This window comes from Bacillus sp. AK031, from assembly GCF_053903065.1.
The window spans coordinates 1,150,095-1,168,097 of sequence record NZ_CP096424.1; the positions used below are offsets into that span (position 1 = coordinate 1,150,095).

Consider the following 18,003-nt stretch of genomic DNA (forward strand, 5'->3'; position numbering starts at 1 on the left):
TATTCCTAGCCGTCTTGCTTTTCGCAGGACGGCTTTTTTATGCTTTTGGCTGCTGCAGTAATCAGACATAGACATATTTCCTTCGGACAAGTCATACATTGTTAGCAAAAGGGACTTGTACTGGAGATTGTGAAGAGTCTGCAACGAGAGCCAATGGCACAGACTCCCAACTGTACGCGTTCTGAGCATACAAAAAGGGGAATGGTATTATGGGGAATCGAGCGGATGAAATCAGAAAAAGAATAGCCAAAAGAAAACGAATGAACAGCTATAATGCTTCACCATCAAGGAATATGCTCCTCCCTTCAGACGAAGAGAGGTACGGGGGAGAACGATTCTCTTCTTATGAAGGTGGTCCTTCTTCAGAAGGAAGCCACCCTTTGTTCAGTAAAGAGATGTTAATCCTGAAAATTCTTGGAACCAGTGTAGTTGTTCTTTGTACAGCCATCTTGTTTCAGAATCAAGTGCCCGGTTTTGACAAGGCTCGTTCATACGTTAAGCAGACCATGAGCGATGATTTTCAATTTGCGGCTATTTCAACCTGGTATGAAGATCAATTCGGAAAGCCCTTGGCATTGCTTCCTGAGGGAAAAGACGGGACACAAAGTACTGGTGAAGAAGTGGTGGAATATGCTCTGCCAGCTTCAAGCAAGGTAGTCGAAAATTTCAAGACCAACGGACAGGGAATCATGGTGGAAACAAGCAAAGGCTCGGAAGTCCAGGCAATGAAAGGCGGACTTGTTACCTTTGCCGGAAAGAAAGATGATCTTGGCCAGACAGTCGTCCTTCAACACGATGATGGATCTGAATCCTGGTATGGGAACTTGAACACGATTAAGGTTAACCTATATGAAACGATTAAAACCGGCAGTGCTGTCGGGACAGTAACGGATGGTGAAAGTTCTGCGACTGGAGAGTTTTATTTTGCGATAAAACAAGGGGATGCCTTCATTGATCCGATCCAGGTGATATCATTTGACTGAATTCATGAAGCTGCTGAAAAAGGTTCATATTCATCCGCTGCTTTGGGCGGCAGCAGGACTGGCGATTGTAACCGCCCATTTTATAGAGCTGATCATGCTTTTTATCATTATTTTTATACATGAGTTAGGACATGGGGTCGCGGCCCATGTTTTTTCTTGGCGAATTAAGAAGATCATGCTTCTTCCTTTCGGCGGAGTCGCTGAAATGGATGAACACGGAAACAGGTCATTGAGAGAAGAACTGTGTGTCGTGGCAGCCGGTCCCATTCAGCATATTTGGTTGATGGGGGCAGCCAAGCTTTTGTATTCTGCTGAATTCCTTTCAACTTACAATTATGAGCTGTTCATTCAATTCAATCTTATGGTGCTGATATTCAATCTTCTCCCAATCTGGCCATTGGACGGGGGCAAGCTCCTGTCCGTCTGCCTGGGATACAGACTTACCTTCATCACTGCTTTTCAGTGGACGTTGATCCTTTCATTTGCGGCCCTCCTCCTTTTTCATGCGGTCGTGCTGTTGACAGTTCCTTTTCATCTTAACCTTTGGATCATCTTATCTTTCTTGTATTTCTCGCTATGGGTGGAGTGGAAGCAAAGAAAGTTCACGTTCATGAGGTTTTTACTGGAACGGTATTACGGAAAAAGCGGAGATGTACGTGACCTCAAACCGCTGAAAATCAATGGAGAAGAATCGATTTATTGTGTCCTGGAGAAGTTCCATCGCGGCTTTAAGCATCCGGTTATCATTTATGTGGATGGAAAAGAAGCAGGAAAACTGGACGAAAATGAAATTCTGCATGCCTACTTTGCTGAAAAAATGACGACTGCAAAATCCCGTGACCTTCTCTATTTATATTGAAGTATTTGCGAAATCCGAATACCCATATTATGATGAAAAGGCTGGCTGTACCTTAGTCAGTCTTTGTTTTATTTGAAGAAAGGCAAGGCGGAAAGAGGTAGGACAAATGAACAAAATAATAGTGAATGCCATGGGCCGTGAAAAAAGATGGGCCCGATTAAATAATGGAAAACTAGAAAGTCTGCATATCTATCAGCCTGAAAATGAAACAATTGTCGGCCATATCTATCTGGGCAGAGTCGACAAAGTTGAAAAAGGCCTTAATGCTGCATTTATCAATATAGGAACTGAAAAGAACGGTTTCCTGCATATGGATGATCTGGCCGAATACATGTCATTAGGTGAAGAGGAGAAGAAAAACGCCCAAATCGGACGGCTCATTCATCAAGGACAGAAACTGCTGGTACAAGTGAAAAAAGACCCCACCGGTACAAAAGGACCGAGATTGACGGGAATCATTGAACTGAGAGGGAACTCACTGGTATACCTCCCAGAAGGCAGATATATTGCTGTCTCTAAGAAGGCTTCGAACGAGGAAGAAAAGAAAAAATGGCGGCGGTTTGGATACGGGATGAAAGAGGAGCAGGAGGGCATCATTTTCAGGACAGCCGCTTTTCAAGAAACAAAAGAGACGATCCGGCTGGAGTTTTTACAACTCAGGAATCAATTTCTAGAACTGAATCGATACTCGCGGACAAAAAAGGCACCGAATTTAATTTATCGCCAGGATGTGCTGAAGGAAGAGATTTTGGAAGAACTAAAGAAAATAAAAGAGGCAGAAATCCTTACAGACGATTCTTCATGGAAAAATGAATTTAGCCAGTTCCTGGAACAGCGAAGCTTCCCATTTACTGGAGAGGTTGTCCACATCCAAGGCCACGAGAATATTTTCAATTATTATAGAGTGGAAGAGCAAATTGAGAAGGCATTGAAAAAAGCAGTCTGGTTGGAAAATGGTGCATCGATTGTGATTGAACCGACCGAAGCTTTGACGGTGATTGATGTGAATACCGGGAAATATACCGGAAAGAGTGATTTACAGCAGACAGTATTGAAAACCAACGTTCTGGCTGCAAGAGAAATTGCCAGGCAGCTAAAAGTAAGGAACCTTTCGGGAATGATCCTGGTTGACTTTATTGAAATGAAGAGCGAACAGCATCGGGCTGAAGTGGTAAGTGCTTTACAAGACGGCCTCAAAGAAGATGGCAAGCGTACTACAATCGTAGGTTTCACCGAACTGGGCATTCTTCAGTTGACTAGAAAGAAGACAAAACAGTCTCTCCTGGAGTACATGAGCACATCCTGTCCTTCCTGCAACGGCAGTGGACAAGTACCGAGTGCTCAAACGCTTGCCTACAGACTCGAAAGAGAACTTTATGAACTCTATCCCACCGACGAAGACAAAGTGGTTGTCGAGGCAACAGAAGACGTTCAACGGGTATTCCGGGGTGAGAGTTCTCATTTCCAAAAAGAAATGGAGAAAGCCATTAATAAGAAAATTGAATTTCAGGTCGCTTCTCAAAGTCATCCTTTTTATAAAATCAAGAGATTGGAGTATGTGTGAAAGAGGATATTTAATTAAGATTGGATTGGAAACAATGTTGTTTTTTGACCGGAGCGGAAGGTGCTCTACTCCTGCGGGTTTAGCGTGACAGGTGAGACCAAGGTTACGTACCCACTGGAACGTAACCCCGCAGGCAAAGCCGAGGAGGCTCACCGCACGCCCCGCGGAGTCGAGCACCTGGAGCGCAGGTCAAAAAACTTTTAACATTAAGTTGGAAGGTGAATTCCTAGGAATTCTAAATCATTTTAATACTGAGTAAGCTATTGACACCAATCTTTCTTTTATGATAGGATTCTTATGTTATAGTTTTTGTAGCACCCGTGCTACAACCGCTCAAATCAGGCAATAAGCTTTTGTGTATAACAAAACGCCTGTACTTGGCGAGTCTGAGTTTATAAGGAGGTGCCATTCATGTACGCAATTATCGAAACTGGCGGAAAGCAAATCAAAGTAGAAGAAGGACAATCCATCTACATTGAAAAGCTTACAGGAAACGAAGGCGAAACAGTTACTTTTGACAAAGTACTTTTCGTAGGTGGCGACAATGTAAAAGTAGGAAGCCCATTAGTTGATGGAGCTACTGTTACAGCTAAAGTTGAAAAACAAGGCCGCGCTAAGAAATTAGTCGTTTTCAAATACAAGCCAAAGAAAAACTATCGTCGTAAGCAAGGTCATCGTCAACCTTACACTAAAGTAACGATTGACAAAATCAACGCGTAAGGCGTTTGAAAGATGATTAACGTTTACTTCACTAAAGATCCAGGAGGGAGAATTTCTTCTTTTTCCATGGATGGACATGCAAATTTTGCGCAGAATGGTCAAGATATCGTTTGTGCCGGAGCATCGGCTGTATCCTTTGGCACCGTAAACGCGATCATGTCATTGACCGGGGTCGAACCCGGGATTGACCAGTCGCCGGATGGCGGTTACCTTCACTGTGAATTCCCGGCAGATCTGCCGGAAGAAACAGAGGAAAAGGTCCAGCTTCTCTTACAAGGGATGATTGTCTCTTTACAGACGATAGAACGTGAATATAGCAAGTTTATCAAAATAACCTTCAAAGCGTAGGAGGTGGAACAAATGTTAAGATTAGATCTTCAATTTTTCGCATCTAAGAAAGGGGTAGGTTCGACTAAAAACGGTCGTGACTCAATCTCTAAACGTCTTGGTGCTAAACGTGCTGATGGTCAAGAGGTTACTGGCGGATCTATTTTATACCGTCAACGCGGTACTAAAATTTACCCGGGAGTTAACGTTGGACGCGGCGGTGACGATACTTTATTCGCTAAAGTTGATGGAATCGTACGTTTCGAGCGTATGGGCCGTGACAAGAAAAAAGTCAGCGTATACCCTGTAGTTAAAGAAGCTTAATGCTTTTTAAAGAAAACTCTAGCCGTATTCGGTTAGAGTTTTCTTGTTTTATGAGAGGACAATGGGTCAATCAGTCGATTATTGTCTTTTTATCAGGAAAAATTTTTCGTTACCCTATCCTTTTCTGATATACTAGCAAGTAAGAAAAGTCCGAATGTTACGGGGAGTTTTATGATGAATAGTGAATGGAACCTGGTAGAGGCATTGCGACATGCCCGCCATGACTGGATGAATAGATTGCAATTGATCAAAGGCAATATGGATTTAGGAAGAATGGACAGGGCGAAGCAGATCATTGAGGAAATTGTCGCTGAAGCCCAGAATGAGTCAAAGCTTTCTAACCTGAGGCTGCCAAAATTCTCTGAGTGGATGCTTACCTATAATTGGCAGACACACTATATTAAGTTGGAATTCGAAGTCATCGAAGCAGAAGAACCTGATCTTGATGATAATTGGTTATATGAGTGGTTTACAGGACTGTTATTTGTTCTTGAAAACTGTGTGAAACCTTATGAAGAAAACAATATGATGGTAACCATCAAGATTTGCCAGCAGGAAGCCCGGTTTGAATTGGATTTTAATGGGATAATAGTAGATAGAGAAACGCTGAAGGACTGGCTGGGGAAAAACAGTGCCGGTATTGCGGTGCACACACTGGATAGTAACGGATTTTTAATATCCTTGAGTACAAATACATAATCTAAGAAGAGCCGGCCATCTCTTGGTCCTCTTTTTTTAAGGAGTGAAAACAAATGTTTGTCGATCAGGTCAAGATTTATACAAAAGGCGGCGACGGAGGCAACGGAATGGTTGCATACCGCCGTGAAAAATACGTCCCGGACGGTGGTCCTGCGGGCGGTGACGGAGGCAATGGTGCTGACGTTATATTTGAAGTGGAAGAAGGTCTGCGCACACTGATGGATTTCCGTTATCAGCGTCACTTTAAAGCGCCTCGCGGAGAGCATGGGATGAGCAAGAATATGCATGGAAGAAACGCAAAAGACATGATAGTCAAGGTTCCACCGGGTACCATTGTAAAAGATGATGACACAGGGGAAATGATCGCGGATTTGACGGAGCATGGCCAAAGAGCCGTCATTTCCAAAGGCGGACGCGGTGGAAGAGGAAATACCCGCTTTGCTACACCTTCCAATCCTGCTCCGGAATTATCGGAAAAGGGGGAGCCGGGCCAGGAGCGATATATCGTCCTTGAACTCAAGCTTCTTGCTGATGTCGGACTTGTAGGTTTTCCAAGCGTAGGAAAGTCGACTCTGCTGTCCATCGTTTCAGCAGCCAAGCCCAAAATAGGTGATTATCACTTTACCACCATTGCTCCCAACCTGGGAATGGTAGAAACAGAAGACGGACGCAGCTTCGTCATGGCTGATCTTCCGGGATTGATCGAAGGCGCATCTGAAGGTATAGGTCTCGGACATCAGTTCCTTCGCCATATTGAACGTACGCGTGTCATCGTCCACGTCATCGATATGAGCGGACTAGAGGGAAGGGACCCTTACGAAGATTACCAGACAATCAATGCGGAGTTGGAAGCCTACAACCTTCGTTTGACAGAACGTCCGCAAATCATTGTGGCCAATAAAATGGACATGCCTGATTCAGAGGAAAACCTCAAGAATTTCAAGGCGCAACTGGAAGAGGACTATCCTGTCTTCGGTATCTCTGCCGTTACAAGGCAAGGGCTTCGTGATCTTTTGTTCGCCATCGCCGATAAACTGGAAAAAACACCTCAGTTTGCGATGTTTGAAGAAGAGGAAGAAGAGACAAAAGATCAGCGTGTGCTTTATAAACATGAGAAAGCGGAGACTGAATTCATTATCACAAGGGAATCTGATGGTACATTCGTTGTCAGCGGTGCCAAAATTGAAAAACTCTTTAAGATGACCGATTTCAGCCGCGAAGAATCCCAAAAGAGATTTGCGCGTCAATTGCGCACAATGGGAGTCGATGAAGCTCTTAGAGAAAGAGGAGCTAAAGATGGCGATACAGTCAGATTGCTCGACTTTGAATTTGATTTTGTCGACTGATTCTCCAGCTTAGGTTACGGGGGGAACAGCATTGCGAAAAAAAGAACAGGACGGAAAATTTTATCTTGTCAGAGAAGATGTGCTTCCTGATGCAATAAAGAAAACCCTTAAAGCGAAAGAGCTGTTGGACAGGGGGAAAGCAGATTCGGTTTCGGAAGCGGTACAGAGCATTGACTTAAGCAGAAGTGCCTTTTACAAATACCGTGATACTGTATTTCCGTTTCATACAATCGTGAAAGAGCGGATCATCACTCTATTCTTTCATCTGGAGGACCGCTCCGGCACCCTCTCTTACCTGCTGGGAGAGGTGGCGAAAACAGGCTGTAACATCCTGACGATTCACCAGACGATCCCTCTGCAGGGCAGGGCAAATGTGACGCTCTCCCTAAATGTCGCGGACATCACAGTTGATATCGAAGAGATGCTGAACAGCCTGAGAAAATTAGAATTTGTGGAAAAAGTAGAAATGCTGGGCTCAGGTGCCTAGCATTTTTTTGTTGAGACAAAAAAGCCTGTCCATTTTATGGATTTATCTTTTTGAAATTTGGCTGTTGTGTCGATGCTTCTTTTTCTGGTGGGGGTATAGCGCCTATATGGGGTTGTCAATTTTATATTTTTAGGATTTGATGCCGCCATAGCGTGTATATGGGGTTGTCAATTTAATATTTTTAGGATTTGATGCCGTCATAGCGCCTATATGGGGGTGTCAATTTAATATTTTTAGGATTTGATGCCGCCATAGCGTGTATATGGGGTTGTCAATTTAATATTTTTAGGATTTGATGCCGTCATAGAGCCTGTATGGGGTTGTCGATTTAATATTTTTAGGATTTGATGCCGCCATAGCGCCTATATGGGGTTGCCGATTTAATATTTTTAGGATTTGATGCTGCCATAGCGCGTATATGGGGTTGTCGATTTAATATTTTTAGGATTTGATGCCGCCATAGCGCCTATATGGGGTTGCCGATTTAATATTTTTAGGATTTGATGCCGCCATAGCGCCTATATGGGGTTGTCGATTTAATATTTTCAGGATTTGATGCCGCTATAGCTCCTTTATGGAGTTGCCGATTTTCCATTTTCCGAATTCTATGCCGCCATACCGACCGGTTTAACTCGACGCCCCTTCTTATACATAAAAAGGAAAAACCAACAATCATTGAAATTTACTCCACAAAAAAAGGACACCCTCCAAAAGAAGAGCATCCTTCAAAAAATCAAGAATATGATTCAATCAAAAATCCGGCATTCTTTAACGCTTTTTCAGCTTCAAACATGACGTTTTCATTCGGTGCCGAAATGGTGTGCAGATGAATGCCGTCTGTCAGTTCAGACAGATAAGAGGCATTCGTCTCCTTGATTCTGTCCATGAATTGCTGGACTTCAAGGCGGTTGGATACCATGATGGAAGCAGTCAGGTCTCCATAGACTTTGTGCTCAATTCGGACATCTTTGACGAGAATGCCATGGTCGACGAGGAGGTTTAATTCTTCCTCTGTCCGCTCAGGTGAATGCCTGCAGGCGATTGTTTTTTCAACAGTGCCATTGGGCTGTTTAGGCTGCATGTACAGGTAGCCCTGGCTTGTAGCGATGATCGGTTCTTCCCTGGCTTTAAGCAGAGTAATATCACTGACGATGACCTGGCGGCTGACATTCGTAAATTTGGCGAGGTCGCCGCCGGTAATCGGTGCCCCCTCTTGCTGCAATTTGGATAGTATCAGGTTTCTTCGTTCTTCTCCTAGTATCTTCTTGCCTTTTGACATATTTCTTCCCCTCTCCATTAAAGCAGAAAGCTAGTTTTCATAGTGTGTTTTGGCTATATCAATCAGAACTAATGCAAGCTCTGCCACCTCTTCTTTTGTTGTATCTTTTCCCATTGAGATTCTTATAAACTCTTTTCCGATTTCATCATTGAGACCGAGGGCCTTAACGGTCTTGGAAACAGATTGCTGGCCGGTCTGGCAGGCGCTTCCTGTTGAGATGGCGAAGCCCCGTCTATTACATTCTAACATGACCCACTGGCCTTGAAGGCCATTCAGGCACAAGCCGGTTACATGGGGAAGCTGATAGCCTGAGGGTGCGCCGAGGATCTTTACTTTATCCCCAAGCCCGGCTTCTAATCGTCCGATGAACCTTTCCCTCAGAGCCTGGTAGTGATCCAGGTCAAACCCGCTGCAAGCGCTCTGGGCCGCACTTACAAAAGCGGCAATGCCCGGGGTGTTAACAGTACCGCCCCGCAAGCCGCCTTCGTGGGTCTGGCCGGGAAAAATAGACTTTGGCGTATGCTTAGGATGAATATAAACAGCGCCGGTTCCTTTAGGGCCGTATATCTTATGGGATGAAATAGACAGGCTGTCGACAAGTCCGGAAATGGAATGGATGTTTGTTTTTCCAAAAGACTGAACCATATCGGCATGAAATAAAATCTGTTTATTCTTTATCAGGTTGTAGATCCCCTGTATGTCCTGAATTGAACCGATTTCCCCATTTGCATGCGCGATTGAAATAAGTATCGTATCATTTCTAATTTCTTTTTCCAAGTCTTCCAGTGAAATCATGCCATTTCCATTAAGAGGGAGTTTAGTGATTTCAAATCCTTCTTTTTCAAGATATCCCAGCACAGAATGGATGGATGAATGTTCTGCGATTCCGGTAATGATATGGTTTCCGCGGTGCTTGTTTTCAAGAGCAAGGGAAAGAATGCCGAGATGGTTGGCTTCCGTTCCTCCCGAAGTGAAGAAGATGCCTTCTGAAGGAACCCCCAGCAAGTCTCCCAGAGTCTGTCTGCATTCCTGCAGGAGAAAAGCCGCTTTTGCCCCGGTGTCGTGCAGGCTGCTTGTGTTGCCATAATAACTTGAAGCAGCCTCCTGGTAAACTTGCAGTGCCTCTTTATCTATCGGTGTTGTCGCTGCATAATCAAAGTATTTCAATAGAACGAACTCCTTTTAGAATATTCAAAATAATATTACGGAAGAAAAAACTCTTGTCATTAGTTTAAATATGTGTAAATATATGTGTCAAGACACCTGTAAATAATCAGGAGGGGTCATTGATGAAAAGAGCAGATGTTATTATTATCGGAAGCGGCCTTGCAGCCTTGCAAACCGCACGCGAACTAAGCTCGGATTTGAATGTGATGATTATCACAAAGAGTCATAAAAGAGGCAGTAATTCATATATGGCACAAGGCGGGATAGCCGCCTCTGTAGCGAATGATGACAATATAACAAAGCACTTTCAAGATACCATAGAAGCGGGACGCGGTCACCACCTGGAGGAAGAAGTGATCTCTCTTGTAAAGGAAGGCCGGAGAATTGTTCTTGATCTTGTCGAAGATGGCGCTCCATTTGACAGAAACAGTGATGGCACTTTGAGCCTGGGTATGGAAGGAGCGCACAGTGCGAACCGCATTCTCCATTGCGGAGGGGATGAAACTGGGAAGTTTTTAATAGATTACTTGATGAAAGCCCTTTCGCCGAATGTAAGCTGGATTGAAGGTGAAATGGTTTTTGAAGTGATCAAAAATCGCGAGGGTGCTTGTGCAGGAGTGAATACGATAAGCAGATCCGGTGAGGTGAATACCTATAAAGCCCCATATATCGTGATGGCTGCAGGAGGAGCAGGCGGGTTGTATTCCTCCACGTCCAATCATCCCTCTGTAACAGGTGATGGAATGGCTGTTGCCTTCAGGGCAGGGGCTCTCATTGCTGATGCGGAATTCATCCAGTTTCATCCGACCCTTCTCTTTATCGATGGAAAGACAAAAGGACTTGTGTCAGAAGCGGTAAGGGGAGAAGGAGGACTGCTTCTGAATGATCTTGGCGAAAGAATCATGGACGGTATTCATCCTCTTAAAGAACTTGCACCGAGGCATATCGTTGCACAGCAAATCTTTGAACAGAGACAAATGGGCAGGGAAGTCTATTTATCTATTAGTAAAATCAATAACTTTACAGCTAAATTTCCTTCCATCAGTTTGATGTGCCAGGAAAACGGAATCGATTTAACTGAGGGTATAATTCCAGTGTCACCAGGATGCCACTTTATGATGGGTGGAGTGATCATTGATTCTGTCGGCAGAACAAATGTTAAAGGTCTTTATGCAATAGGTGAAGTGGCATGCAGCGGTGTGCACGGAGCCAACAGGCTTGCCAGTAACTCCTTGCTCGAGGGACTTGTTTACGGAAAGCGGCTTGCCCATTGGATCAACAGCCAAAAAAGAGCTTTCTTTGATGATGAGCTCGTTGAAGCTGAACCGAATCGGAATGAAGAACATAGTCAGACGCTGGATTTGTTTGATATAAAGGTTTTCCAAGAGAGAATGATGGACTCGGCTGGGATCATCCGGAATGGAGAGAAGCTTGAAAGTCATTTGAATTGGCTTCACTCTCTGGGTCTCGATCTCGATCAAAGCCTTACCGGCCTTGTCCCTAATGATATTCAAAAGTATTTTATGTGGATTAACAGCTTGATGATTACGAAATCAGCCCTGCTCCGGACAGAAAGCAGAGGCGGGCATATCAGAAGTGATTTTCAGAATGAAGATGATTCATTGTGGGCGAAGAGGCGAATCATCCATGCAGTAGAAGACGGAAAAATGAGGACGTGGTTGGATGAACAAATTAAAACTAAAATCTATGCTTGAGCAATTTTTCCTGGAAGACCTGGGAGAAGGAGATCTAAGTTCCCAAGCATTGTTTACTGATAAGGACCATAGCAAGTTTCACTTCATTGCTAAAGAAACTGGCGTGTTTTGCGGAAATGAAGTGATTCTGTGCGGTTTTAAATTAATAAATCCTGAGATAAAAGTAAGAATTTATATTAAAGATGGAGAAGAAGTGGAACCGGGAACTGTCATAGCTGAAGCAGCTGGTCCATCCGCTGATTTGCTCCAGGCAGAGAGAGTCATCTTGAATCTGGTACAGCGCATGAGCGGCATTGCGACACAAACTGCCAAGGTCGTCAGCCTGGTAAAGGATACGGGCGTCCGTATTTGCGATACCCGCAAGACTACACCCGGCCTGAGGATGCTTGAAAAATATGCTGTCAGATGCGGCGGAGGATTCAATCACAGGAATGGTTTGTATGATGCTGTCATGCTGAAGGATAATCACATTTCTTTTAAAGGCTCGATTGCATCCGCGGTAGAAACGGTGAAAAGCAAGCTTGGGCATACAGTGAAAGTAGAAGTGGAAATCGAAACGCGTGAAGGGCTGCGTGAAGCGGTGGAGAGCGGTGCAGATATCATCATGTTCGATAACCGGTCACCGGAAGAAATCGCAGAGTGGCTTGGCGATGTTCCGCCTCATATCATCACTGAGGCATCAGGCGGAATCAAAATAGACAATGTGGCCGAATATGCCAGAGCAGGGGTTCAATATATATCGCTGGGGTTCTTGACGCACAGTGTCAACGGACTGGATATCAGTGCGAAAGTGTTAGATTAGGCCGGAAGTAAAAAGGTGAAGAGGAAAGGGGTTTTCGATTGTGAGTTTATTACAGACATTGAAGCAAAACACATATGAATTGCCGGAAAAATACCGTAGTTTAAGCACCGAAGAAATGGAAGCCAGAGTAAGGGAGATCAAAGCAGAACTTGGAACGAAACTTTTTATCCCGGGCCACCATTATCAAAAAGATGAGGTCATCCAGTTTGCAGACACGACAGGGGATTCCCTTCAGCTCGCACAAGTGTCTGCTGATAATAGCGACGCAGAGTATATCGTTTTTTGCGGTGTGCACTTTATGGCAGAAACGGCTGATATTTTGACAAATGAAAATCAAAAGGTCATTTTACCCGACATGCGGGCCGGCTGCTCCATGGCTGATATGGCGGATATTCACCAAACAGAAAGAGCGTGGGAAATGCTTCAAAGCCAATTCGGGGATACAATCCTGCCGCTTACCTATGTGAATTCAACTGCAGCCATAAAATCCTTTGTAGGAAAGAATGGAGGAGCCACCGTGACATCTTCCAATGCTCATAAGATGGTGGAATGGGCGCTGCAGCAAAAGCAAAGAATTCTCTTCCTTCCAGATCAGCATTTAGGGCGCAACACAGCGGCAGATCTTGGAATCGCTTTAGAAGATATGGCCGTTTGGGATCCGATCAACAATCAATTGATCCATGAAGGAGATGCAGAAGAAATCAAAGTGATCCTTTGGAAAGGACATTGCTCTGTGCATGAAAATTTCACTTTAAAAAATATTGCGGATGTACGTGAGCAGTATCCGGATATGAACATCATCGTTCATCCTGAGTGCCGCAGGGAAGTTGTTGAAAAGTCAGATGACAATGGCTCGACAAAGTATATTATTGAAACAATCAAGAATGCAGCTCCGGGAACATCATGGGCAATTGGAACAGAGATGAACCTTGTCAAAAGGCTGATCAATGAACACAGTGATAAGCATATTATTTCTTTGAATCCACATATGTGTCCTTGCCTGACAATGAATCGAATCGATCTGCCGCATTTATTGTGGTCGCTCGAGAATATCATTGAAAATAAACCTGAAAATATTATCAAAGTGGATGAAGAAGTAGCGCATAATGCAATATTGGCTCTTGAAAGAATGCTGGAAAGAGCTTAATGATAGAATAAATTCCACTGCCATATAAACATTGTTGTTATTGATAAGTGGTTTGTTGATTTCCGCTCCAGGTGTGCGACTCCGCGGGGCGGGCGGTGAGCCTCCTCGGCTTTGCCTGTGGGGTCTCACCTGTCCCGCTAATCCCGCAGGAGGTCGCACACCTTCCGCTCCAATCATAAATAGTTTTGCAAAATAGCATTTACAATCTTTTTCATTCCCATTTTAACAACTGAACAATAAAATATTGTTCAGTTGTAATTTTTTTATGGAGATAACGGAGTTTAATTCATCTTTAATATGAACAGAACCCCTCTTTATCAAAATAAGGACGAAGGCTTTAAGCAATTTCATTCTCTAATTGTTGTGTCTATTCGATAATTGAATCCGCTAGCATGAATGGTACCGGTAATTTTTTTTTTGATGATTTCTCAGAATATAGGGAGGATCATAGGAAAACGGTTATTTCCAAACTTCATCAATATCCTCACTGTAAAACGTAAGGGCTCTTTTGTAATTTTTGATCCACTCATCTGAAGAAGAGGTGATCAGGGTGGTCAGCAATAAGCTGAACGATTCCTTATGTTCGTCTAAATTGTAAAGAGTCATGGCATGAAAAACCTTCATCGCTTGATTATCCGGAAACTCTTCTATGCCCTTCTGTAAAGTCTCGTTTGCCAGCTGATATTCCCCGATGCACCTGTAACTGCTGCCCAGCTGAATGAAGGCAGCCTCCCGGTTGAATCCTGAAATTCCATTTTCAATTGCCCTTCTATAAAAGGGGATAGCGGCCGTTTCCAAACCCAGTGAGTCATTCACTGCACCACAGTAGAAGTTGGCCTCCGGATCTTCAGGATGCTGCAGGAATATATTTTCCAGCAATTCTTTTGCCGTTTCATACTTTTTTTCATCCAATAATGCTTTTGCTTTTGCCAGCAAGGTAATCCCCCCATTTTTTAATAGCAGCTGCCGTTAATACTCCAAGTATAATTCAACAATTGTCATTTAGCCCAATTTACTTTACCGGCCATAGTTGAAAAACTTTCAGCAAAGCACTTCTGGACAAGGCGTAAAGGTATATTTATTTCCAATAATTCATAAGTATTTGTGTAGATTGTTAGCACTTTGCCTATTAACTGACATAGGATATATAGACTTATGCCTGAGGAGGGAATTAATAGTGAAGATCCATATCGTACAAAAAGGAGACACTCTTTGGAATATCAGCAAAAAGTATGGTGTGAATTTCGAAGAGTTGAAGAAAATGAATGCCCAGCTGTCCAATCCCGATATGATCATGCCCGGTATGAAGATAAAAGTTCCGACATCTGGCGGGATGGTAAAAAAGGAAATGGCAGCGAAAAAAGAAATGCCAGTGAAGGAAATGCCGAAAGCGCAGCATCCTTTTGCCCAGCAAAAACCTGCTGCAATGCCGGTTGAATCACCTAAGGAAAATATCAAGCCGGCTCCGAAGAAAGAAATGCCAATTAAGGAAATGCCAAAGAAACCTTATACCCCAAAAATGCCGAAGCCAGTCATTCCAGAAATCGATATTAATAACTACTACATGATGAACATGGCAAATATGCAAATGCAAACACAACCGGCGCCGAAGATACCTGCTGCAAAAGCACCGGCACAAAAAATGCCGGCAAAAACAGCTCCAGCACAAAAAGCGCCGGCACAAAAAATGCCGACTCAAACGTCCCCGGCACAAAAAGCACCAAAAGCTCCTTTCTTGCCAAAACCGAAAGAAGAGCCTGAAGCGGTAGCCGGCGTTCAGGATGACGAAAGCCCTGATTACCCGCAAATGCCTTATGGGCAGCCGATGCAAATGCAGCCGGATTATTGTTATCCAGTATCACCTGTATTGCCTGGAAGCGGTTTAGGGCCAATGCAGGGAGGGCAGCCAATGTATGGCGGCCAGCCGATGCCTCAAGGATACCCAATGGGTCCTGGCGGCCAGGTGCAAGGTGCATACACGATGCCTCAAGGGCTTCCTGGTATGCAGCAGCCAATGATGCCTCATATGGGATATGATGAAGAATCCTCTTCCTTTATGCCATATATGCCGCAGCAAATGGGAGCTCCAATGGGCGGACAAATGATGAACCCAATGGGGGATCCTTCAGCAGTAGCCGGTGTTCAGGATGAAGATGATTTTCCTACAGCTCAAATGCCAATGGGCGGCATGCAGCCGCAAATGCCATATTCACCTTATCCGGGAATGGGTCCTGGTATGATGGGGCCAGATAACTGCTACCCAGTATCGCCTGTAATGCCTGGAACAGGGTTTGGTCCTGGTATGGGAGCACCTGGATTTGGCAACCCGCAGATGACTTCGCCAGCAGGGTATGGAAATCCTCACATGGGAGCTCCAGCAGGCTATGGCAACCCATATGGCCCCGGCCCACAAGTGCAGGGTGCAATGATGGAAGAGTCACCGGGAATGTACGGTGCACCAGTTCAGCAGGGAGGCTGCGGATGTGGAGGCCCACAACCGATGGGTCAATTTGGACCTGGGATGATGTCCCCTTATGGCCCGGGCATGATGCCTCAAGGCCCAGGTTATCCAGGAATGTATGGACCGGGACCATTCGGTATGCCGCGATTTGACGACGATGATTTTGAAGACTAATGAAAAAGGTGGAGACGGTTTTCAGAATCGTCTCCTTTTATTATTGAAGAAGAAGCTAAGAGACAATGATATTGACCTGCAAAAGATTAAAGATGGAAAGTGGATGCTCCAGACCAGTACAGCCCGCTGGTTCGTCAAGCTTTACCCATCGGAAAAGAAATACCTTTTACAGAAAAAGGTCATTGGAGAAATGCGTGCAAGAGGTTTTATGAAGGTGCCGGCATTTCATGCGCTTCATGAAGAGGAAATCGTTGAGTTTGGAGGCAGGATCATTGGCATAACGGATTGGGTGGAACCCGGTAAGGCCTTTACTTATAATACCTTTCAGGAACGGCAGGCTGCCCTTTCTGTTCTTAAAGAATTTCATAGCTGCTCCAAGAAGCTTTTACTTAATAATGCTATAAAAGAAACTAAAACAGCCCTGCCAAGACAGGCTTTAATAAAAAAATGGAGGATCAGGCTGGAGGAATTCAGGAAAAACGCACAAGTGCTTTCTCATTATGTACCTTTCTCTTGTATAGCACCCTATATTCAGCTTGGGGAGGATGCATTAGATGGTGTAATCCGCCATGGTTTCTCTGAATGTAATTGTCTCCTTCACGGTGATCTTGCCCATCATAATTTTTTGCTGGATGAAAAAAATCAATTATACATCATTGACTTTGATTTAATTTCTTCAGGCCCCGAAGAAATCGATTATATTCAGTTTGCTAACAGGATATTTCCTTACATCCACTGGTCATTGGAGTCTTTATGGAAGCACCGGGCATTTGAGGATTACAAAAATGATAAAGGCTTTCTGAGCGCACTTTTATATCCATCGGATGTTTTCAGGGAATGGAACCGATTTTTCCGGGAAGGACCGAATTATCAAAGGAGAGTCTGGGACTATTTAATGGCCTTGACAGTCGGGCAATTTTCGGAGCGGATGGCTTACAGCAGTGAGATTAAGAAAAAACTTAGAGAGTGATCTTCTCCAAAAACAGGAGCCTTCTCCATCTTTTTATCCGACTGATTCAGAATTAACCTGCGTTTAATTCCGCAAGCTAACAAAGAGCACATTTGCTCAAAGTTTGCGGAAGAGGGTGACTTCATTGAAGAAGAAGCTTTTGCTGATTCCACTATCATCTGCTTTGTTTCTGGGAGCATGCAATGGGGCTGAAGAAGCTGCGCAAAATCAGAATAATGCGTACGAACCAATGGGGTTTTATTCAAACCAAGGACATGGTAATGACGATGATCACAGGGATGGTCCTTTAACAGAATGGTATGACCATTCTGTCGGACGTGAGGGCCAGGCCATTCGTGAAAGCAAGAGGCAATACCTTCAGGTGAAAGACGAAGATGGCAATCCGCAGAACCCTTCAAAACCATTGGCCGAAAATGACCGCAACTTCTTTCTGAATGATTCAAGGGCAAGTCATGGGGATGCGAACTACCATGGCCACCTTGATGATAATACAAGAAAAGCCCGCAGATCATATTATACGGCTTATGAAGGAGAACTAGCAGAAAAAATCGGGGATGTAACGGCATCAGTACAGAACGTAAATGATGTCCGTTCGGTAACATATGGAACGGATGTACTGATAGCTGTTGATCTTGATGATCATAGCAAGTTTGAAGAAACGAAAAGGGATATCGAGAAAGCTGTAAAACCTTATTTAAATGGAAGGACAGTGACAGTCGCTGCGGACGAGGGTACATTCAGCCGCCTTCGCAATATTGATAATGATTTGCGTGACGGAGGTCCGCGTGAGACAATCAAAATGGATATCCATGACCTGTTAAGATCAATAAAGGGTGACTAAAGCGAGGGAATCTTTCCTCGCTTTTTTTGTGTGGTTTTCCGGTTATTTCCCTATTCAATTTGTTAGTAATGGAAAAATTCTCTGAAATGGGGATATCAATGTAAATATTTGGTCAGACTAGTAACAAGTAAACCAGGC

At 44.1% G+C, this 18,003-nt stretch carries 18 protein-coding genes and 1 other annotated feature; of the genes, 15 read left to right on the forward strand and 3 right to left on the reverse strand.

Translation table 11 applies throughout. From position 1 onward, the window contains the following. Window positions 1-209 precede the first annotated feature (209 nt). The 9 genes from M1E09_RS05690 (at window position 210) to M1E09_RS05730 (ending at window position 7,309) form a co-directional block, all read left to right on the forward strand. Window positions 210-983, forward strand: a complete 774-nt coding sequence (locus M1E09_RS05690) for a peptidoglycan DD-metalloendopeptidase family protein (protein WP_456273886.1) — start codon at window positions 210-212, stop codon at window positions 981-983. Continuing rightward, window positions 976-1,842, forward strand: a complete 867-nt coding sequence (locus M1E09_RS05695) for a M50 family metallopeptidase (RefSeq protein ID WP_456273887.1) — start codon at window positions 976-978, stop codon at window positions 1,840-1,842. The genes M1E09_RS05690 and M1E09_RS05695 overlap by 8 nt, the downstream gene beginning before the upstream one ends. A 106-nt stretch (window positions 1,843-1,948) precedes the next feature. Continuing rightward, window positions 1,949-3,406: an Rne/Rng family ribonuclease gene (locus tag M1E09_RS05700; protein ID WP_456273888.1), complete on the forward strand. Its 1,458-nt coding sequence runs from the start codon at window positions 1,949-1,951 to the stop codon at window positions 3,404-3,406. 317 nt (window positions 3,407-3,723) lie between these two features. Next, window positions 3,724-3,804 (forward strand) — a sequence feature (ribosomal protein L21 leader region). 13 nt (window positions 3,805-3,817) lie between these two features. Next, entirely contained in the window at window positions 3,818-4,126 is a 309-nt protein-coding gene (rplU, locus tag M1E09_RS05705) for a 50S ribosomal protein L21 (protein WP_456273889.1), read from the forward strand. 12 nt (window positions 4,127-4,138) lie between these two features. After that, window positions 4,139-4,474: a ribosomal-processing cysteine protease Prp gene (locus M1E09_RS05710; protein WP_456273890.1), complete on the forward strand. Its 336-nt coding sequence runs from the start codon at window positions 4,139-4,141 to the stop codon at window positions 4,472-4,474. 12 nt (window positions 4,475-4,486) lie between these two features. Continuing rightward, the gene (gene rpmA / locus M1E09_RS05715; protein WP_113930151.1) at window positions 4,487-4,777 is read left to right on the forward strand and encodes a 50S ribosomal protein L27; all 291 of its coding nucleotides are present in this window, start codon (window positions 4,487-4,489) and stop codon (window positions 4,775-4,777) included. Window positions 4,778-4,948: 171 nt separating this feature from the next. Next, window positions 4,949-5,476, forward strand: coding sequence for a Spo0B C-terminal domain-containing protein (locus M1E09_RS05720; protein ID WP_456273891.1), 528 nt, complete (start codon window positions 4,949-4,951; stop codon window positions 5,474-5,476). A 53-nt stretch (window positions 5,477-5,529) separates the two neighbouring features. Next, window positions 5,530-6,822, forward strand: coding sequence for a GTPase ObgE (gene obgE / locus M1E09_RS05725; protein ID WP_456273892.1), 1,293 nt, complete (start codon window positions 5,530-5,532; stop codon window positions 6,820-6,822). Window positions 6,823-6,853: 31 nt separating this feature from the next. Then, on the forward strand, window positions 6,854-7,309 hold the full coding sequence (locus M1E09_RS05730) for an ACT domain-containing protein (protein ID WP_456273893.1): 456 nt from the start codon (window positions 6,854-6,856) through the stop codon (window positions 7,307-7,309). A gap of 733 nt (window positions 7,310-8,042) precedes the next feature. On the opposite strand, the gene M1E09_RS05735 is transcribed toward M1E09_RS05730, so the two are convergent. Both M1E09_RS05735 and M1E09_RS05740 read right to left on the reverse strand, forming a co-directional pair. Continuing rightward, window positions 8,043-8,588 (reverse strand): 3H domain-containing protein, encoded by a 546-nt coding sequence (locus tag M1E09_RS05735; RefSeq protein ID WP_456273894.1) that lies wholly within the window; start codon window positions 8,586-8,588, stop codon window positions 8,043-8,045. A 30-nt stretch (window positions 8,589-8,618) separates the two neighbouring features. Continuing rightward, window positions 8,619-9,755, reverse strand: a complete 1,137-nt coding sequence (locus M1E09_RS05740; protein ID WP_456273895.1) for an IscS subfamily cysteine desulfurase — start codon at window positions 9,753-9,755, stop codon at window positions 8,619-8,621. A gap of 122 nt (window positions 9,756-9,877) precedes the next feature. Here M1E09_RS05740 and nadB point away from each other — a divergent pair, with 122 nt between their 5' ends. From nadB to nadA, 3 genes are read left to right on the forward strand one after another with little or no spacing between them, the layout of a single operon-like run. Beyond that, window positions 9,878-11,470, forward strand: a complete 1,593-nt coding sequence (nadB, locus tag M1E09_RS05745; protein WP_456273896.1) for an L-aspartate oxidase — start codon at window positions 9,878-9,880, stop codon at window positions 11,468-11,470. Then, window positions 11,439-12,272, forward strand: a complete 834-nt coding sequence (gene nadC / locus M1E09_RS05750; RefSeq protein WP_456273897.1) for a carboxylating nicotinate-nucleotide diphosphorylase — start codon at window positions 11,439-11,441, stop codon at window positions 12,270-12,272. Before nadB ends, nadC begins: the two co-directional genes overlap by 32 nt. A gap of 40 nt (window positions 12,273-12,312) precedes the next feature. Further along, on the forward strand, window positions 12,313-13,419 hold the full coding sequence (gene nadA / locus M1E09_RS05755; protein WP_456273898.1) for a quinolinate synthase NadA: 1,107 nt from the start codon (window positions 12,313-12,315) through the stop codon (window positions 13,417-13,419). A gap of 459 nt (window positions 13,420-13,878) precedes the next feature. Here nadA and M1E09_RS05760 read toward each other — a convergent pair whose 3' ends face one another. Then, window positions 13,879-14,355 carry a tetratricopeptide repeat protein gene (locus M1E09_RS05760; protein ID WP_456273899.1) on the reverse strand — a complete coding sequence of 159 codons (477 nt, stop codon included), beginning with the start codon at window positions 14,353-14,355 and terminating at the stop codon, window positions 13,879-13,881. A 241-nt stretch (window positions 14,356-14,596) separates the two neighbouring features. Between M1E09_RS05760 and safA the strand changes: the two genes are divergently transcribed. From safA to M1E09_RS05775, 3 genes are all read left to right on the forward strand, one after another. After that, a complete protein-coding gene (gene safA, locus M1E09_RS05765; RefSeq protein WP_456273900.1) occupies window positions 14,597-16,054 on the forward strand; it encodes a SafA/ExsA family spore coat assembly protein in 1,458 nt (485 codons plus the stop codon). After that, the gene (locus M1E09_RS05770; RefSeq protein ID WP_456273901.1) at window positions 15,999-17,024 is read left to right on the forward strand and encodes a phosphotransferase; all 1,026 of its coding nucleotides are present in this window, start codon (window positions 15,999-16,001) and stop codon (window positions 17,022-17,024) included. Before safA ends, M1E09_RS05770 begins: the two co-directional genes overlap by 56 nt. A 124-nt stretch (window positions 17,025-17,148) precedes the next feature. Beyond that, on the forward strand, window positions 17,149-17,865 hold the full coding sequence (locus M1E09_RS05775; RefSeq protein WP_456273902.1) for a YhcN/YlaJ family sporulation lipoprotein: 717 nt from the start codon (window positions 17,149-17,151) through the stop codon (window positions 17,863-17,865). Window positions 17,866-18,003: the final 138 nt, after the last annotated feature.

What these genes read in the sequence shown, in the direction of transcription:
- nadB (WP_456273896.1), top strand. Translation starts at nt 9,878, where the DNA reads ATGAAAAGAGCAGATGTTATTATTATCGGAAGCGGCCTTGCAGCCTTG.
- M1E09_RS05720 (WP_456273891.1), top strand. Translation starts at nt 4,949, where the DNA reads ATGATGAATAGTGAATGGAACCTGGTAGAGGCATTGCGACATGCCCGC.
- M1E09_RS05710 (WP_456273890.1), top strand. Translation starts at nt 4,139, where the DNA reads ATGATTAACGTTTACTTCACTAAAGATCCAGGAGGGAGAATTTCTTCT.
- rplU (WP_456273889.1), top strand. Translation starts at nt 3,818, where the DNA reads ATGTACGCAATTATCGAAACTGGCGGAAAGCAAATCAAAGTAGAAGAA.
- M1E09_RS05770 (WP_456273901.1), top strand. Translation starts at nt 15,999, where the DNA reads ATGGACCGGGACCATTCGGTATGCCGCGATTTGACGACGATGATTTTG.
- M1E09_RS05690 (WP_456273886.1), top strand. Translation starts at nt 210, where the DNA reads ATGGGGAATCGAGCGGATGAAATCAGAAAAAGAATAGCCAAAAGAAAA.
- rpmA (WP_113930151.1), top strand. Translation starts at nt 4,487, where the DNA reads ATGTTAAGATTAGATCTTCAATTTTTCGCATCTAAGAAAGGGGTAGGT.
- nadC (WP_456273897.1), top strand. Translation starts at nt 11,439, where the DNA reads ATGAACAAATTAAAACTAAAATCTATGCTTGAGCAATTTTTCCTGGAA.
- M1E09_RS05700 (WP_456273888.1), top strand. Translation starts at nt 1,949, where the DNA reads ATGAACAAAATAATAGTGAATGCCATGGGCCGTGAAAAAAGATGGGCC.
- M1E09_RS05735 (WP_456273894.1), bottom strand. Translation starts at nt 8,588, where the DNA reads ATGTCAAAAGGCAAGAAGATACTAGGAGAAGAACGAAGAAACCTGATA.
- obgE (WP_456273892.1), top strand. Translation starts at nt 5,530, where the DNA reads ATGTTTGTCGATCAGGTCAAGATTTATACAAAAGGCGGCGACGGAGGC.